Source organism: Paenibacillus sp. FSL F4-0100 (assembly GCF_037993005.1).
In the GTDB taxonomy this organism is placed as follows: domain Bacteria; phylum Bacillota; class Bacilli; order Paenibacillales; family Paenibacillaceae; genus Paenibacillus_AQ.
In genome coordinates this window covers 6,949,326-6,965,008 of sequence record NZ_CP150303.1, presented here as the reverse complement: position 1 = coordinate 6,965,008, position 15,683 = coordinate 6,949,326, and the positions used below count along the sequence as shown (strand labels likewise).

The 15,683-nt window shown below is 48.8% G+C and carries 17 protein-coding genes and 1 other annotated feature; of the genes, 16 read left to right on the top strand and 1 reads right to left on the bottom strand.

The features are described from left to right. The first annotated feature begins 22 nt into the window (after window positions 1-22). Window positions 23-1,486 carry a glutamate--tRNA ligase gene (gene gltX, locus MHH48_RS31770; RefSeq protein ID WP_076326237.1) on the top strand — a complete coding sequence of 488 codons (1,464 nt, stop codon included), beginning with the start codon at window positions 23-25 and terminating at the stop codon, window positions 1,484-1,486. A gap of 275 nt (window positions 1,487-1,761) precedes the next feature. Here the strand turns inward: gltX and MHH48_RS31765 are convergent, their stop codons facing one another. Beyond that, on the bottom strand, window positions 1,762-1,977 hold the full coding sequence (locus MHH48_RS31765) for a hypothetical protein (RefSeq protein WP_144023524.1): 216 nt from the start codon (window positions 1,975-1,977) through the stop codon (window positions 1,762-1,764). 181 nt (window positions 1,978-2,158) lie between these two features. Here MHH48_RS31765 and cysE point away from each other — a divergent pair, with 181 nt between their 5' ends. The 15 genes from cysE (at window position 2,159) to rpoB (ending at window position 15,636) form a co-directional block, all read left to right on the top strand. Then, the gene (gene cysE / locus MHH48_RS31760) at window positions 2,159-2,848 is read left to right on the top strand and encodes a serine O-acetyltransferase (RefSeq protein ID WP_076326261.1); all 690 of its coding nucleotides are present in this window, start codon (window positions 2,159-2,161) and stop codon (window positions 2,846-2,848) included. A gap of 58 nt (window positions 2,849-2,906) precedes the next feature. After that, window positions 2,907-4,313, top strand: coding sequence for a cysteine--tRNA ligase (cysS, locus tag MHH48_RS31755; protein ID WP_076326236.1), 1,407 nt, complete (start codon window positions 2,907-2,909; stop codon window positions 4,311-4,313). Continuing rightward, window positions 4,310-4,753 carry a Mini-ribonuclease 3 gene (locus MHH48_RS31750; RefSeq protein ID WP_076326235.1) on the top strand — a complete coding sequence of 148 codons (444 nt, stop codon included), beginning with the start codon at window positions 4,310-4,312 and terminating at the stop codon, window positions 4,751-4,753. Before cysS ends, MHH48_RS31750 begins: the two co-directional genes overlap by 4 nt. Before the next feature lie 88 nt (window positions 4,754-4,841). After that, window positions 4,842-5,594: a 23S rRNA (guanosine(2251)-2'-O)-methyltransferase RlmB gene (gene rlmB, locus MHH48_RS31745; RefSeq protein ID WP_076326234.1), complete on the top strand. Its 753-nt coding sequence runs from the start codon at window positions 4,842-4,844 to the stop codon at window positions 5,592-5,594. 5 nt (window positions 5,595-5,599) lie between these two features. Continuing rightward, window positions 5,600-6,118: an NYN domain-containing protein gene (locus MHH48_RS31740; protein ID WP_076326260.1), complete on the top strand. Its 519-nt coding sequence runs from the start codon at window positions 5,600-5,602 to the stop codon at window positions 6,116-6,118. Between the two features lie 205 nt (window positions 6,119-6,323). Further along, window positions 6,324-6,968, top strand: coding sequence for an RNA polymerase sporulation sigma factor SigH (sigH, locus tag MHH48_RS31735; RefSeq protein WP_006212942.1), 645 nt, complete (start codon window positions 6,324-6,326; stop codon window positions 6,966-6,968). A 573-nt stretch (window positions 6,969-7,541) separates the two neighbouring features. Next, window positions 7,542-7,691 (top strand): 50S ribosomal protein L33, encoded by a 150-nt coding sequence (rpmG, locus tag MHH48_RS31730; RefSeq protein ID WP_006212941.1) that lies wholly within the window; start codon window positions 7,542-7,544, stop codon window positions 7,689-7,691. Between the two features lie 24 nt (window positions 7,692-7,715). Then, window positions 7,716-7,907, top strand: a complete 192-nt coding sequence (secE, locus tag MHH48_RS31725) for a preprotein translocase subunit SecE (RefSeq protein ID WP_006212940.1) — start codon at window positions 7,716-7,718, stop codon at window positions 7,905-7,907. 21 nt (window positions 7,908-7,928) lie between these two features. Further along, on the top strand, window positions 7,929-8,462 hold the full coding sequence (gene nusG, locus MHH48_RS31720) for a transcription termination/antitermination protein NusG (protein WP_006212939.1): 534 nt from the start codon (window positions 7,929-7,931) through the stop codon (window positions 8,460-8,462). Between the two features lie 71 nt (window positions 8,463-8,533). Continuing rightward, window positions 8,534-8,959, top strand: a complete 426-nt coding sequence (gene rplK, locus MHH48_RS31715; protein WP_076326233.1) for a 50S ribosomal protein L11 — start codon at window positions 8,534-8,536, stop codon at window positions 8,957-8,959. A gap of 80 nt (window positions 8,960-9,039) precedes the next feature. Further along, window positions 9,040-9,732, top strand: a complete 693-nt coding sequence (gene rplA / locus MHH48_RS31710; protein ID WP_009591966.1) for a 50S ribosomal protein L1 — start codon at window positions 9,040-9,042, stop codon at window positions 9,730-9,732. A gap of 69 nt (window positions 9,733-9,801) precedes the next feature. Beyond that, window positions 9,802-9,960, top strand: a sequence feature (ribosomal protein L10 leader region). A 58-nt stretch (window positions 9,961-10,018) separates the two neighbouring features. Beyond that, complete coding sequence (gene rplJ, locus MHH48_RS31705) at window positions 10,019-10,522, top strand: 50S ribosomal protein L10 (RefSeq protein ID WP_090914113.1); 504 nt, start codon at window positions 10,019-10,021, stop codon at window positions 10,520-10,522. A gap of 68 nt (window positions 10,523-10,590) precedes the next feature. After that, a complete protein-coding gene (gene rplL / locus MHH48_RS31700; protein ID WP_076326231.1) occupies window positions 10,591-10,953 on the top strand; it encodes a 50S ribosomal protein L7/L12 in 363 nt (120 codons plus the stop codon). A 183-nt stretch (window positions 10,954-11,136) separates the two neighbouring features. Continuing rightward, window positions 11,137-11,742, top strand: coding sequence for a class I SAM-dependent methyltransferase (locus MHH48_RS31695; protein ID WP_076326230.1), 606 nt, complete (start codon window positions 11,137-11,139; stop codon window positions 11,740-11,742). A 348-nt stretch (window positions 11,743-12,090) separates the two neighbouring features. Then, window positions 12,091-15,636 carry a DNA-directed RNA polymerase subunit beta gene (gene rpoB / locus MHH48_RS31690; protein WP_076326229.1) on the top strand — a complete coding sequence of 1,182 codons (3,546 nt, stop codon included), beginning with the start codon at window positions 12,091-12,093 and terminating at the stop codon, window positions 15,634-15,636. The last annotated feature ends 47 nt before the right edge of the window (window positions 15,637-15,683 follow it).

Here is a 15,683-nt window from a genome sequence, read left to right as displayed (position 1 = left end):
ATAGGGAAGCGGAGGGGTTACAATGACCGGAGAAGTCCGCGTGCGCTATGCACCGAGTCCAACGGGACATTTACATATCGGCAATGCCAGAACGGCATTATTCAATTATTTATTTGCTCGCAAGAACAACGGGAAATTCATTATCCGCATCGAGGATACGGATGTGAAACGCAACGTAGAAGGCGGAGAGCAAAGCCAGCTGAAATACTTGAAGTGGCTGGGCATGGACTGGGATGAGAGCGTGGATGTCGGAGGCGAGTACGGACCTTATCGCCAGACCGAGCGTCTTGATATTTATAAAGAATATTGGCAGGACCTTCTGGATCGCGGGCTTGCTTACCGCTGTTATTGCACGGAGGAAGAGCTGGAGCAGGAGCGGGAAGAGCAGATGGCTCGCGGCGAAACACCGCGCTATTCCGGGAAGCATCGGGATTTGACGGAAGAGCAGCGTCAGGCACTTGAGGCCGAAGGCCGTGTGGCCAGCATCCGCTTCCGCGTTCCGGAAGATCGTATCTACACGTTCGATGACATGGTGAAGGGCACGATTTCGTTTAACAGCAAAGAGACGGGCGACTTCGTCATCGTTAAAAAAGACGGCATTCCTACCTACAATTTCGCTGTAGCTTTGGACGATCATCTGATGAAGATCAGCCATGTGCTCCGCGGGGAGGATCATATCTCCAATACGCCGCGTCAGCTGATGATCTATGAAGCCTTTGGCTGGGAGCCGCCTCAGTTCGGACATATGACCCTGATCGTGGGCGAGGATCATAAGAAGCTGAGCAAGCGTAATGAATCGATTATTCAGTTCATTGAGCAGTATGACCAGCTTGGCTATTTGCCTGAAGCGCTGTTCAACTTCATCTCGCTGCTTGGCTGGTCTCCGGAAGGGGAAGAGGAAGTGTTCTCCCAAGAGCAGTTGATCTCGATCTTTGATGAGCATCGATTATCCAAGAGCCCTGCGGTATTCGATACGAACAAGCTGGCTCATCTGAACAACACGTATATCAAGAATGCGGATCCGGAACGGATTGCCGATCTAGCCATTCCGCATTTGCAGAAAGCCAGCCGCTTGCCGTCCGAGCTTACGGCCGAGCAAGAGGAATGGGCACGCGCGCTCGTGGCGCTCTATCAGGAGCAGTTGACTGCTGCTTCGGATATCGTGGATCTGTCGGAAGTGTTCTTCCGCACACATCTGGAGCTGGATGCCGAAGGGATTGAAGTGATGGGCGGCGAGCAGGTGCCCGCCGTATTGTCGGCATTCCTTGCGAAGATCGAGCAGTCGGATGAGTTTAACGCTCCGAAGATTGCGGCACTGATCAAGGAAGTCCAGAAGGAGACCGGATTTAAGGGCAAACAGCTCTTTATGCCGATCCGCGTAGCCTTGACGGGACAAACCCATGGCCGGGACCTGAACCAGACGATTTGGCTGCTTGGCAGGGATCGCGTGCTTGACCGTTTGCGTTCTCAGATCAAGGGCGCATAATTCGGGCGCTTCCTCGATAAACGTTCCTTGTCAGCCCGTATATCATCAGTTATAATTACACCAAACTATAAGTGAAATATTCTTTGATCTAGGTTAGGTAGCAACAACTCATACGGAGAAGCAGCGGAGAGGACGGAATTGTGCTGTAGAAGCGAAGCGTTCGCCTTTGTCTTCCGATTTCCACCTATGTGATATCGTTAAAGAAATCGGAAGGCAACAGCGATCGGAAGCACAATCCGTCAGCGCAGCGTTCTATAGAGCGTTGTTTCCCTCACCTAGATCAACAAATATAAACGTACAAAAGCTACGATCAGGAGAAGTACGCGTAAAACAGGCACGTTCCAGAGAGGACAATCGGCAGAAGACAAGGACCACTTGAATTTGCCGGCTGAGAGTTGTCCCGTCGCCTGCAGCGGAAATGCACCTGTGAGCTGCATGGTTGAAGCGAACACAATCGTTAGATCATGCCGGTCGTCTGCCGTTAATGACATGAAGAGAATCGGTAGAATCCGTCCCTGTCGAAGGGAGGAGGCTTGTGCCGGTTCTAAGCAGAGTGGAACCGCGGTCTAGCGCCTCTGCAGCGATAAGCTGCAGGGGCGTTTTTTATTTACAGGAATAACGATGGATGGCAAGTTGCATGCGCGATTGGAAGAGGGGAAAGAGGGAGCGTTCATGTTTAAACAGATGAAATCGGATATTCGGACAGTGTTCGAGAATGACCCGGCTGCCCGGGGACTTTTTGAAGTGGTATTCACCTACTCGGGGCTTCACGCACTGTGGGCGCACCGGGTAGCTCATGCATTATTTAAGCGGCGATGGTATACGCTGGCCCGGTTGATCTCCCAGTTCAGCCGGTTTATGACAGGGATTGAGATTCATCCGGGAGCCCGTATCGGGCATCGGCTGTTCATAGACCATGGGATGGGGGTTGTCATTGGAGAGACCTGTGAGATTGGGGATGACGTGGTGATCTACCAAGGGGTTACGCTTGGTGGAACCGGTAAGGAGAAAGGCAAGCGGCACCCGACCATCGGCAACAACGTGGTCATCGGATCGGGGGCGAAAGTGCTAGGTTCCTTTACGATTGGGGATAACTGTAACATTGGTTCCAATGCAGTCGTACTAAGACCAGTCCCCCAAAACAGCACCGTTGTCGGCAATCCGGGAAAAATCGTGAAACAGAACGGGGAGCGGGTGCGCGACCGGCTGGATCACACGAATCTGCCCGATCCGATTGTGGATATGCTGCGTTCAATGCAGAAGGAGATCGATCAGCTCCGGGCGGAGCTTCATGAGAGCAAACGAAACCAGCCTAAAGGCATGGTATCCGAGGTCGTTGTGTCTTCGGCCAAAGAAGAGTAAACCCGTAAGCCGTGAAGGAACAATAAGCGATGGAATGAAAGGATTGAGATGATACCCTATGGCACTTCAAATCTATAACACGTTAACCCGTATGAAAGAAACGTTTGTTGCTCAGGAACCTGGAAAGGTAAAGATCTACGTGTGCGGTCCTACCGTGTACGATTATATCCATATCGGGAATGCCCGTCCGATGATCTTTTTCGACGTGGTTCGAGCTTATTTTGAGAATCAGGGTAATGATGTGAATTACGTGGTGAACTTTACGGATGTGGATGACAAAATGATCCGGAAAGCGGAGCAAACCGGGACTACCGTTCCGGAGGTTGCGGATAAGTTTATACACGCCTATTACGAGGATCTGGACGGTCTTGGCATACCAAGAGCGACATTAAATCCGCGGGTAACGGACAATATGGAGAGCATTATCGAATTCATCCAGGAACTCATTGACCGCGACTTTGCTTATGAGAACGGGGGAGATGTCTTCTACCGGACTCGCAAATTTGACGATTACGGCAAGCTGTCCCAGCAAAATCTCGATGAGCTGCAATTCGGTATCCGGATTGAAGTGGATAAGCGGAAAGAAAACCCGGAGGACTTCGTGCTATGGAAAGCTGCGAAGCCCGGAGAGATCTACTGGAGCAGCCCTTGGGGCGACGGCCGCCCGGGCTGGCATATTGAGTGCTCCGCCATGGCCCGTCGTTATCTCGGGGATACGCTGGATATCCATGGCGGCGGTCAAGACCTGCAGTTTCCGCACCATGAATGCGAAGTGGCGCAGTCCGAGGCGCTGACAGGCAAACCGCTGGCGAACTATTGGATGCACAATGGTTATATCCGCATCAATAACGAGAAAATGTCGAAATCGCTAGGTAATGGTGTATTGGTTAAGGAACTTCGTGAACAATATACAAAAGAAGCTGTCCGCTATTTCATGTTGTCCACCCACTACCGCAACCCGCTGAATTATAGCGATGAGGTGATGGAGCAGGCACAGAACAGCGTGGAACGTCTGGCGAATGCGGCGGCTAATGTCGAGCATCGATTGAGTACCGCGATCGGTTCGAAGGACGGTAACGTAAGCCAGGAAGTTGCGGATAAAATATCGGCCGTCCTTGTCGAATTCCACCAGAAAATGCAGGATGATTTCAACACGCCGGATGCCATCACCGCCATGTTCCAATGGGCCAGCGAGGCGAATCAGCTGCTGAAGGAAGCTTCGATTCCTGCGGCTGACCTGCATGAAGTGCTGCGTGCTTTCAACGAAATGAACGGCGTGCTGCGCATCGTAAATACAGGCACGGATGAATTGCTGGATGAGGAGATTGAAGCTCTGATTGCCGAACGTATCGAAGCCCGGAAGAATAAAAACTGGGCGCGAGCGGATGAAATCCGCGACAAGCTGGCGGACGAAGGCATCGTGCTTGAGGATACGGCGCAAGGTATGCGCTGGCGGCGTAAATGAGCGGGCCTGAGCATCATGATCCCGCAGTAGGCTGGTTCGGTTTTCCGCCGTCGAAGCCGGCCCGGTTAATCCCGCCCATCGTGCTTGCCTATATCGGAGATGCCATTTATGAGGTGGCGGTGCGGCAGTTTTTGATATCAAGAGCGAATCTCCGCCCCCATCACTTGCACCGGACAGCAACAGGATTTGTGTCGGCGAAGGCACAGAGCCGAATATTGGCTTATCTGGATCCGGAGCTGACGGAAGAAGAACGCGATGTTGTGCGTCAAGGACGCAATGCCAAATCAGGCAGCATCCCCAAAAATGCCGACGTGCTCGAATATCGGCATGCAACGGCATTTGAGACGCTCGTTGGGTATTTATATTATACGGGGGAGCAGGATCGTCTCCGCGAGCTCATTGGGAAGAGCATCGAGTTTATTGAGGGGTCTGTTAAATAGACCGTCAGGCAATAGAGCATCAACATTGAAACGATACAGCCGGTGTTTCTCAAGGGGGACGCCGGCTGATATGCAGGAGGAGACCTACATGTTGCAAGAAGAGGAAGTAGTAGCTGGTAAGCACTCCGTAACGGAAGCGCTCAAATCAGGACGTACGATCAATAAAATATGGATTGCCGAAAATGCGCAAAAACATCTGACCCTGCCGATCATCGCGGAAGCGAAGAAACTGGGCATTGTCATTCAGCATGTGGACAAACGCAAGCTGGATCAGATGGTTCCAGGGGTACAGCATCAAGGCGTGGTTGCCCAAGCGGCACCGTATGCCTATGTGGAAGTGGAAGATTTGCTGAAGGTTGCGGAGGAAAAGGGCGAACCGCCTTTCTTGCTGCTGCTTGACGAGATCGAGGATCCGCACAATCTGGGCTCGATTCTCCGTACGGCAGACTGCACGGGTGCTCATGGCGTCATACTGCCTAAGCGCAGATCCGCACAAGTAACGGCGACGGTATCCAAAACATCTGCTGGCGCAGTAGAGTATGTACCCGTAGCCAGAGTGACCAATCTGGGCCAAACCATCGATCAGCTGAAGGAAATGGGCGTGTGGGTTGTCGGGACGGTCGTTGATGCTGTTCAGGAATTGTATGACACTGAGGTTTTTGACGGGCCGGTTGCTATCGTTATCGGTAATGAAAGTAAAGGAATGGGGCGTCTGATCCGTGAAAAATGCGATGTGCTTGTGAAACTGCCGATGGCCGGAAAAATCAACTCGCTTAACGCCTCGGTTGCCGCAGGTGTCGTTATGTACGAAGTGCTTCGCCGTCGCCGCCTTCAAGGTTAGCAATGATGGCCGATTGGCGGGATGTGCTGCTGGTCGACGGTTATAATATGATCGGCGGCTGGCCATATCTTGCGAAGCTCGCCAATAGCAGCATGCATGATGCGCGAGACCTGCTGCTGGAGAAATTAGCGGATTACCAGGCGTATTCCGGCCTCAGAGTCGTGGTGATTTTTGACGCATACCGGGTCCCTGGGCTGGGGAAATCCTACACGCAAGGCAAGGTTCAGGTGTTTTTTACTAAGGAAAAAGAAACCGCAGATGAGTGCATTGAACGACTAGTCGGAGAGTTCAGCCACCGCCGGCGAAAAATTTATGTGGCGACCAGCGATTTAATTGAGCAGCATGTGATTTTTGCTCGGGGAGCACTCAGGTTGTCCGCCCGGGAATTGCTAAACGAAGTGGAACAGAGCGAGCGCGAAGTGAAGCAGAAAATAACGAAAGAGCAGACCAAGAGCCGGAATACACTTGACGGGAAGTTGCCGCCGGATGTGAGACAGATGTTCGAGCGCTGGCGAAGGGAATAGAACTGTTTTACACAATAGGGACGAAAGGTCGGCTCATTTGGAGAATGAAAACGGTATATGAATCTACGAAAAAGTTTACATTAAATGTTATTATCGGTCTATTTTAGGTAGAACGTGGTTGACGGTCTAGTAGACATCATATATACTTGTCATATATTTCAAGCGAGTGACGGGCTACCGTGCGTTCCGGGCCGGAGGGATTCTATTGAGTGTGGACCTCAAGGAAGTCATGTTGTCAGGGTATGATGTGATAAGCGATGAAGACATTGTCGAGGCGGTCCGCGAGGGTGATAGCGGGGCGCTGGAGTATTTGATCAATAAATACCGGAATTTTGTACGTGCTAAAGCCCGCTCCTATTTTCTGATTGGTGCTGACCGGGAAGATATTGTCCAGGAAGGCATGATCGGGCTGTACAAGGCAATTCGTGATTTTAAAGGGGATAAGCTGTCTTCGTTCAAGGCCTTTGCCGAGCTCTGCATTACTAGACAGATCATTACGGCAATTAAGACCGCTACGAGACAGAAGCATATTCCGCTCAATTCGTATGTCTCATTGGACAAGCCGATTTATGATGAGGATTCGGACCGTACACTGTTGGATGTCATTTGTGGCACTGCGGTAAGCGATCCGGAGGAACTGATTATTAATCAAGAGGAATTTGTCGGCCTGGAAGACAAGATGTCAGAAATCTTAAGCGATCTGGAACGGAAAGTCCTGATGCTCTATTTGGACGGTCGATCCTATCAAGAGATTGCGGTAGATTTAAGGCGTCATGTAAAATCGATTGACAATGCACTCCAGCGGGTAAAGCGCAAGCTTGAACGTTATCTGGAAGTCAGGGATAATTAATAGCAAGTGTCGGATAAGAAGCAGAAGGCTCAATCAGAGCCTTTTTTTAATTGCCTGATTGCTTTTTAAATCAGGATGGCCGGCGAAGGATCTCCGTATACTTTGTCGCCATTATTTTTAGTTGGCAGACAGGATAGGACGATAATCAAGGATGTCCATTTTCGCAAAAGCAAAATGTGTAATATTTGGTGTTTCATCTGTTGAAAGATTGAACATACTGGATATAGACTAAATGCTATGCAGGATGGACAAAGACTGTGAAACGCCACAGTTTTTTACAGCGAGGTGTTTACAATATTCCGGGGACGAATTCCCTGGTCTAGCTGGCAATGGCATTTATTGCAGCCCACAATCAGAGAGAAAAAGGCTTGAAATGGCGCTACCCTTGTGATAAAGTGTTTTAGGTAGGCCTAAATTCGCGTGTTTTATGAATGGATCGTTGTTACAGTTTTTGGAACAACGGTTTTATTCATCTCGCAGAAATAACCGAGTTTCGATGAGAACAAGGTTGTTTCTACTAGGATCAATATCGATTCTTCTGACAAAGAAGGACGTCTTCGGGAGGTGCACATCATGCGGGTAATTATCACTTTGGCTTGTACAAGCTGCAAACAAAGAAACTACACAACCACCAAAAACAAGCGAAATCACCCCGACCGCATGGAGATGAAGAAATTTTGCAAGTTCTGTAACGAGCAAACTCCTCATCGCGAAACCAGATAGTTTTCTTTTGGAGGTGTAGTCGGCGTGAAACGTGGTTTCAAGTCTCTGTTTTCCTTTTTCTCTGAAAGCTGGGCGGAACTTAAAAAAGTTCGCTGGCCCAATCGTAAAGAACTGACGAACTATACTTTAATTGTTCTCGGCACCATAGTGTTTGTCACGATTTATTTTTGGGTTGTAGACATCGGTATTTCCGCTGTGATCGAAGCGATAATTTAGAAGGGTCCCAGGTGGCTTGATATGGAAAAAAGATGGTACGTAGTTCATACCTACTCTGGGTATGAGAATAAAGTCAAAGCCAATTTGGAAAAACGTGTCGAGTCCATGGGCATGGAGGACAAAATATTCCGCGTTCTTGTTCCGATGGAAGAAGAAATCGTAAACAAAGACGGCAAGAAAAAAACCGTCATGCGTAAAGTTTACCCGGGATATGTCTTGGTCGAAATGATTCAGACCGATGATTCTTGGTATGTTGTCCGCAATACACCAGGAGTGACCGGTTTTGTTGGTTCGACAGGGTCCGGTTCTAAACCGACGCCTTTGCTTCCAGAAGAAGTAGAACAGATTCTGAAGCATATGGGCATGGAAGAGCCGAAACCGAAGATCGAATTCGACATCAAGGAATCCGTTCGTATCAAGGTTGGTCCTTTTGCGAATTTTGTGGGCTCCGTGGAAGAGATTTTGGCTGAAAAGAGCAAGTTGAAAGTTCACGTCAACATGTTTGGACGGGAAACCCCGCTGGAGTTGGATTATACTCAAGTGGAGAAGATTTAATTCTTCAGGTTTCTTGTGGGAGGGCGTGTCAAAGCGTCCGCTACCACTATTGATGCAAGGAGGTGTCAACCATGGCTAAGAAAGTTATCAAGATTGTGAAACTGCAGATTCCTGCAGGTAAAGCGAATCCGGCTCCTCCAGTAGGTCCTGCATTGGGTCAAGCGGGTGTCAACATCATGGCATTCTGTAAAGAATTCAACGCACGTACTGCTGATCAAGCTGGTCTGATCATTCCGGTTGAAATTTCGGTGTTTGAAGATCGTTCCTTTACATTCATCACTAAAACTCCACCGGCTGCTGTTCTGCTTCGCGTGGCTGCTAAGATCGAAAAAGGATCCGGCGAGCCTAACAAGAAGAAAGTGGCTACTGTTAAGCGTGACGCTGTTCGTCAAATCGCTGAAACAAAAATGCCTGACCTGAACGCTGCATCTGTTGAAGCTGCAATGAAGATGGTAGAAGGTACTGCCCGTAGTATGGGTATCACAATCGAAGACTAATTGTCTCTCGATTGAAACCGAACGAGGTTCGGATTATGTGGGAGGAATTTCCGCTAACACCACAAAGGAGGAAAACAAACATGGCTAAACACGGTAAGAAATACGTTGAAGCTGCGAAGCTGATTGACAGCGAAGCAACTTATGAGCCTTTGGAAGCTGTAGAGCTTGTGAAGAAGGCTGCAACTGCCAAATTCGACGAAACTGTTGAAGCGGCTGTACGTTTGGGTGTAGACCCACGTAAACAAGACCAGGCTGTTCGTGGTGTTGTTGTCTTGCCTCACGGCACAGGTAAAACACAACGCGTTCTGGTATTTGCAAAAGGTGAAAAAGCGAAAGAGGCAGAAGCAGCTGGCGCTGATTTTGTTGGCGATCAAGACATGATCAACAAAATTCAACAAGGCTGGTTCGAGTTTGATGTCTGCGTAGCTACACCTGATATGATGAGTGAAGTCGGTAAACTTGGCCGTCTGCTCGGTGGTAAAGGCCTGATGCCTAACCCTAAAGCTGGTACGGTTACATTCGATGTTGCTAAGGCTGTTCAAGAAATCAAAGCCGGTAAAATCGAGTACCGTCTGGACAAAGCAGGTCAAATTCACGCGCCAATCGGTAAAGTGTCTTTCGATGCAGCTCAATTGAATGAGAACCTTAAAGCTCTCATCGATGCATTGAATCGTGCGAAACCAGCTGCTGCTAAAGGTGTTTACCTGAAAGGTATCGCTGTTTCCTCGACTATGGGACCAAGCGCTCGCGTGAACACAACCGTTTACAGATAATATTACCATTGACTTTGGTCAATGAAGTTTGATATTATGTAACAGTTGTGAGTCTTCGAGACTGACCCTTAAAGTTGAATATGCTTACCGTAGACAGTAGGTGCCCTAAGCAGGCTTAATTTCCTACCGAGGTGTTATGATAGAACGTCAACAATTTGTCCGGTTACACCGGCCAAATGATGATTCATCAGGCCTTCGTGATTCTACGGAGGCTTTTTTAGTGCCCGTAGGAAGAGCGGAGAGCTTGGTGCTCTTACGCTACTAATACAACCAGGAGGTGTAATCATTGGCAAACGCAAAAGTGATCCAAGCGAAACAAGAAGCGGTTGATGTCGTTGCTGCTAAACTGCGCGAAAGCGTATCGACAGTAGTTGCTGACTATCGCGGACTGAACGTTGCGCAAGTAACTGAACTTCGTAAACAGCTTCGTGAAGCTGGCGTCGAGTTCCAAGTACTGAAAAACACACTGCTTCGCCGTGCAACTGCGGCAGCAGAGCTGTCTGATCTGGACGAAGTCCTGACTGGTCCAACAGCTGTTGCATTTGGTACCAATGACGCTGTCGCTCCAGCAAAAATCCTTAACGATTTTGCTAAGAAAAACGACGCGTTGAAATTGAAAGGCGGCGTAGTAGAAGGCCGTGTAATCGGAGAGAGCGAAATCAAAGCTCTGGCAGAACTTCCGTCCCGCGAAGGTCTCCTCTCCATGCTCCTCAGCGTGCTTCAAGCTCCAGTGCGCAACTTCGCGCTTGCAGTTAAAGCTGTTGCTGAGAAGGAAGAACAAGGCGCATAAGCTTTGTCTTGCTGAAGCTGTGTAACAACAACTATAAAATCTTAATAATAAATGGAGGTTCAACTTAAATGAGCAAAGAGCAAATCTTGGAAGCAATTAAAGGTATGTCTGTTCTGGAACTGAACGATCTTGTAAAAGCAATCGAAGAAGAATTTGGTGTAACTGCTGCAGCTCCAGTAGCTGTTGTAGGTGGCGCTGGTGCAGCTGAAGCTGCTGAGCAATCCGAATTTGACGTAATCCTGACTAGCGCAGGCGCGTCCAAAATCAACGTAATCAAAGTGGTTCGCGAAATCACAGGTCTTGGCTTGAAAGAAGCAAAAGAACTGGTTGACAACGCTCCAAAACCATTGAAAGAAAAAGTAGCTAAAGAAGAAGCAGAAGCTGTTAAAGCTAAATTGGAAGAAGCAGGCGCATCCGTAGAAGTTAAGTAATTAGCTTCTTGAGATTCACGTCAGCAAGAATCAAACCCCTTGAATATTTGTTCAAGGGGTTTGTTATTGTGGCGGGGAGACCACAAGGTACTGATTCTCCGCAACTAAGGTTATACTGAAATTAGAGCGCTTAAGAGTGAAATATCTTAGGCGGGTAGACTTTGATTCAAGACGGAGGAAATGATGCCGAATCAACATTATTACTCGAATCAGCCGGAAATTGCTCATGACCGTAAGGAGTTAAAGACGGAGCTTCGGGGGCAGACTTTCAACTTTATCAGTGACGCGGGCGTATTCTCTAAGAGTGGCGTGGATTATGGCAGCAAGGTATTAATAGAGGCTATGGATTTTAACCAGCATGCCCAAGTGTTGGATGTAGGCTGTGGATATGGTCCGATCGGTCTGTCGGCGGCAAGAATGGCTGCGCAAGGACATGTGACGATGATCGACATCAATAGCCGCGCTGTCGAATTAGCCAAGGAGAATGCGAAACGTAATAGTATATCCAATGTGACCATCTTGGAGAGCGATTTGTTTGCCGCGGTTCAGGATCAGCAATTTGACGTGGTTCTAACCAATCCGCCGATCCGTGCCGGGAAAGAGACGGTACATGCTATATTCGAAGAATCGTGGAAGCATTTGCGTGAGAATGGGCAACTGTGGGTTGTGATTCAGAAGAAGCAAGGCGCACCTTCAGCGAAAGCGAAACTGGAGAGTTTATTTCATCAGGTTGAAGAAGTAACGAAGGATAAAGGATACCGGATATTCAGAGCGACTAAATCTTCTTAAAATAGTTCGACTAGGCTGTTGACTTGGGTATGCTGGTATGGTATTATTATAAAATGTCAGTATTAGGATGGTCTCTTTGTCTTTAGTTGGCTGAAATGTCAAGACTTAATGTGTGGAAAGATGCATAAAGTCGATCATATTGACGTATAATATGTACATTTTGGGCAAATCTACAGGATATGAGATGATTATCATAACCATGGATAAGCTGCTCTTTTTTCGAAAAGGTATTCGATAAGGGCTTTTCTCTATTTATGGGAGTGTCCTCTGTATGTTCCATTATAGTGTTACAAACAGAGGTTCGCAATGAAATTTTTAAAGTGAGTAGACATGAGGGGTGAGTTTAAGTTGGCAGGACATCTTGTTCAATATGGTCGACGCACTCGGCGAAGTTATGCTCGTATTAACGAGGTACTCGAAGTTCCGAACCTGATTGAAATCCAACAAAAATCTTATGAATGGTTTTTGGAGGAAGGACTCCGCGAAATGTTCCAGGACATCTCGCCGATTCAGGATTTCACAGGTAATTTGGTACTAGAGTTCATTGACTACAGCCTTGGAGAACCGAAATACACCGTCGATGACGCGAAAGAACGCGACGTTACTTATGCGGCGCCGCTCCGCGTGAAAGTCCGGCTCATTAACAAGGAGACCGGAGAGGTCAAGGAGCAGGAAGTGTTCATGGGAGACTTCCCGTTAATGACGGAAACCGGAACATTCATTATCAATGGTGCCGAACGGGTTATTGTCAGCCAGTTGGTTCGCTCTCCCAGCGTCTATTTCAGCACAAAAGTGGATAAAAACGGTAAGACGACGTACACTGCAACAGTTATCCCTAACCGCGGCGCTTGGCTTGAACTGGAGATGGACGCGAAGGACATTATCTATGTCCGGATCGACCGTACCCGTAAAATCCCTGTAACGGTACTTTTACGTGCACTTGGTTTTGGTACAGATGCCGAGATTTTGGATCTTCTGGGCAATGATGAATATATTCAAAATACGCTGGATAAAGACAACACCGACTCCACGGAAAAAGCGCTCATCGAAATCTATGAACGTCTTCGTCCGGGTGAGCCGCCAACACTAGAGAATGCGAAGAGCCTTCTTGTTGCCCGTTTCTTCGATCCGAAGCGTTATGATTTGGCTAACGTTGGTCGTTACAAGATCAACAAGAAGCTTCATATTAAGAACCGTCTCTTTAATCAACGTTTGGCAGAGAGTTTGATAGACATCGATACGGGTGAGATCATTGCAGAAGCTGGTCAAACCGTTGACCGTCGTCTTTTGGACGAGATCATGCCTTATCTTGAGAAGAGCGTAGGCTTTAAGAATTATCATGTTACCGGCGGTGTGATGGACAGCGAGGATATCCCGCTGCAAACGATCGATGTATTCTCTCCAATCGAGGATGCAAAAGTCGTGAAGGTCATCGCGAACGCAAACATTGATAAATCCGTGAAGCACATTACGCAGGCGGATATCATTTCTTCTATCAGCTACTTCATCAACTTGCTGCATGGAATCGGCAATACGGATGATATCGATCACCTGGGTAACCGTCGTCTGCGTTCTGTAGGCGAATTGCTTCAAAATCAGTTCCGTATCGGTTTGTCCCGGATGGAACGTGTCGTTCGTGAAAGAATGTCGATTCAGGATGCTAATGTGATTACGCCGCAGGCGCTCATCAACATACGTCCGGTTATCGCATCGATTAAAGAGTTCTTCGGCAGCTCCCAGCTATCCCAGTTCATGGATCAGACCAACCCGCTTGCGGAACTGACGCATAAACGTCGTCTGTCTGCTCTCGGACCCGGCGGTTTGACGCGTGAGCGTGCGGGCTTTGAAGTGCGGGACGTTCACCACAGTCACTATGGCCGTATGTGTCCGATCGAGACGCCGGAGGGACCGAACATCGGTCTGATCAACTCCTTGTCGACGTTTGCGCGCATCAACGAATATGGCTTCATTGAAGCTCCGTATCGTTGGGTGGATCCGAAGACCGGTAAAGTAACGGACCAAATCGATTACCTGACTGCAGACGAAGAGGATAACTATATCGTTGCCCAGGCGAACGCCGAGCTTAACGAAGATGGTACCTTCACTGACGAAATGGTTATCGTCCGTTATAACAAGCAATCCGATAACATCCTTCCTATGCCGAGCGACCGTGTAGACTACATGGACGTTTCGCCGAAGCAGGTAGTGTCGGTAGCGACGGCGCTCATTCCGTTCCTTGAGAACGATGACTCCAACCGCGCGCTGATGGGATCCAACATGCAGCGGCAGGCTGTTCCACTTCTTATTCCTAAAGCTCCGCTGGTCGGAACTGGAATGGAACACAAGTCTGCAAAAGACTCCGGTGTATGTATTGTGTCCAAACATGACGGGATTATTGAACGTTCATCCGCTAATGAAATCTGGGTCCGCCGTGTGGAAAATGTCGACGGACAAGAAGTCAAAGGCGATCTTATTAAACATAAATTACACAAATTTATGCGTTCGAACCAAGGAACATGCATCAATCAGCGTCCAATCGTTAAACGCGGCGATGTCATCAAAAAAGGTGATATTCTCGCAGACGGTCCATCCACGGAGATGGGCGAATTGGCACTGGGCCGCAACGTCGTTGTGGCGTTCATGACTTGGGAAGGTTACAACTACGAGGATGCGATTCTTCTCTCCGAGAAACTGGTCAAAGAGGATGTGTACACTTCGATTCATATCGAGGAGTACGAATCCGAAGCTCGTGACACGAAGCTCGGACCAGAAGAAATTACGCGTGATATTCCTAACGTAGGGGAAGAAGCACTGAAGAACCTTGACGAGCGCGGAATTATCCGCATCGGTGCCGAAATCAGCGCCGGAGACATCCTCGTGGGTAAGGTAACGCCTAAGGGTGTAACCGAACTGACGGCAGAAGAGCGTCTCCTGCATGCGATCTTTGGTGAGAAGGCTCGCGAAGTGCGCGATACCTCGCTGCGCGTTCCTCACGGTAGTGACGGGATCATTGTGGATGTGAAGGTGTTTACACGTGAGAACGGTGACGAATTGCCGCCGGGCGTTAACCAACTGGTTCGCGTTTACATCGCACAGAAACGTAAAATTTCCGAAGGTGACAAAATGGCCGGACGTCACGGTAACAAAGGTGTCGTTGCCCGTATTTTGCCTGAAGAAGATATGCCGTTCCTGCCAGATGGCACACCGGTTCAAGTTGTATTGAACCCTCTAGGGGTTCCATCACGGATGAACATCGGTCAGGTGCTCGAGGTTCACTTGGGTATGGCCGCGCTCCAGCTCGGCATTCACGTGGCTTCACCGGTATTTGACGGCGCAAGCGAGTATGACGTGTTTGATACGATGGAAGAAGCAGGCATGCAGCGCAATGGTAAGACCGTGTTGTACGACGGACGGACGGGTGAACGTTTTGAACGTGAAGTTACCGTCGGCGTCATGCATATGATCAAACTCGCGCACATGGTTGATGATAAAATTCACGCCCGTTCTACGGGACCATACTCACTCGTTACGCAGCAGCCGCTGGGTGGTAAAGCTCAGTTCGGTGGACAGCGCTTCGGTGAGATGGAAGTATGGGCACTTGAAGCTTACGGTGCTGCCTATACGCTGCAAGAAATTCTTACCGTCAAGTCGGATGACGTGGTCGGCCGGGTGAAAACCTACGAATCCATCGTCAAGGGCGAGAACGTTCCGGAACCGGGTGTTCCTGAATCGTTCAAGGTATTGATTAAAGAGCTTCAGTCTCTCGGTATGGATGTCAAAATCCTGAGCGAGAATGAAGAGGAAATCGAGATGAAAGAACTCGACGACGAAGACGATGCTCAAGGTGATAAACTGAGCCTTAACTTGGAAGGCACTGAAGTCGGAGTGGAATAACGGTCAATCATTCACCCCCGTCGGCTTATAGGTCGGCGGTGGTGTTA

Excerpts from the sequence above, each read along its gene's own strand:
- nusG (WP_006212939.1), top strand. The coding sequence starts at position 7,929 with ATGGAAAAAAGATGGTACGTAGTTCATACCTACTCTGGGTATGAGAAT.
- MHH48_RS31740 (WP_076326260.1), top strand. The coding sequence starts at position 5,600 with ATGGCCGATTGGCGGGATGTGCTGCTGGTCGACGGTTATAATATGATC.
- MHH48_RS31695 (WP_076326230.1), top strand. The coding sequence starts at position 11,137 with ATGCCGAATCAACATTATTACTCGAATCAGCCGGAAATTGCTCATGAC.
- rplK (WP_076326233.1), top strand. The coding sequence starts at position 8,534 with ATGGCTAAGAAAGTTATCAAGATTGTGAAACTGCAGATTCCTGCAGGT.
- rpmG (WP_006212941.1), top strand. The coding sequence starts at position 7,542 with ATGCGGGTAATTATCACTTTGGCTTGTACAAGCTGCAAACAAAGAAAC.
- rplA (WP_009591966.1), top strand. The coding sequence starts at position 9,040 with ATGGCTAAACACGGTAAGAAATACGTTGAAGCTGCGAAGCTGATTGAC.
- rplL (WP_076326231.1), top strand. The coding sequence starts at position 10,591 with ATGAGCAAAGAGCAAATCTTGGAAGCAATTAAAGGTATGTCTGTTCTG.
- cysE (WP_076326261.1), top strand. The coding sequence starts at position 2,159 with ATGTTTAAACAGATGAAATCGGATATTCGGACAGTGTTCGAGAATGAC.
- rlmB (WP_076326234.1), top strand. The coding sequence starts at position 4,842 with ATGTTGCAAGAAGAGGAAGTAGTAGCTGGTAAGCACTCCGTAACGGAA.
- MHH48_RS31765 (WP_144023524.1), bottom strand. The coding sequence starts at position 1,977 with ATGTCATTAACGGCAGACGACCGGCATGATCTAACGATTGTGTTCGCT.
- cysS (WP_076326236.1), top strand. The coding sequence starts at position 2,907 with ATGGCACTTCAAATCTATAACACGTTAACCCGTATGAAAGAAACGTTT.
- MHH48_RS31750 (WP_076326235.1), top strand. The coding sequence starts at position 4,310 with ATGAGCGGGCCTGAGCATCATGATCCCGCAGTAGGCTGGTTCGGTTTT.
- gltX (WP_076326237.1), top strand. The coding sequence starts at position 23 with ATGACCGGAGAAGTCCGCGTGCGCTATGCACCGAGTCCAACGGGACAT.